This is a genomic window from Mycobacterium sp. 1423905.2, from assembly GCF_001673155.1.
GTDB lineage: Bacteria > Actinomycetota > Actinomycetes > Mycobacteriales > Mycobacteriaceae > Mycobacterium.
In genome coordinates this window covers 1-591 of the sequence record NZ_LZLE01000205.1, presented here as the reverse complement: position 1 = coordinate 591, position 591 = coordinate 1, and the positions used below count along the sequence as shown (strand labels likewise).

General features: G+C 70.7%; 1 protein-coding gene. It reads right to left on the bottom strand.

All coding sequences use genetic code 11. The features are described 5' to 3' along the window. The coding region (locus tag A9W95_RS12060) for an alpha-(1->3)-arabinofuranosyltransferase family protein (RefSeq protein WP_156746161.1) at window positions 1-591 on the bottom strand (591 nt) is incomplete at both ends.

Here is a 591-nt window from a genome sequence, read left to right as displayed (position 1 = left end):
AGGTGCTGACCAGCAGCCCGGTCATTGCGACGATGCCCACCGCGACCCGCTTGTCGCGCTCGGGGTGCGCGAACGCGTTCACCCACTGCGCCCGTGGCGCGCTACCGGGCAGCGGAATCTTCCCCAGCAACTCCGCGAAACCCAGCACCAGCGGGATGCGCACCACCGGACCCAGCTTGTGCACGTTGCGCAGCGGGGTGCCGGCGGCGTCGAGAAACGCTTGCACCTGATGGGCCAGCGGCGAACCCAGCCCGCCGCTGTACCCCACGGCCAGCAGCACCACACCGATCAGCAGCATGGTCACCAGCCGCCCGCGCGCCGGCATGGTCCGGCCGGCCAGCCCGGCCAGGCCGACGGCGGCGACCAGGCAGGTGCCCAGAATGGCGGCCGATCCGGTCACCAGCGGCGCGCCCGCGGTCGCGTTGGGCGCCACGAACGGCGTCCAACTGTCGATGCCGCGCAACGTCTCGGTCAACGAGGACCACTGCGTGGTGACCCCAGACGACTCGATGAAATCCAGAAACGGCGGACTGACCCCGCGCAGCATGGCCAACGCCACCACCCACCACAGCACCGCCAACGTCAACGCCA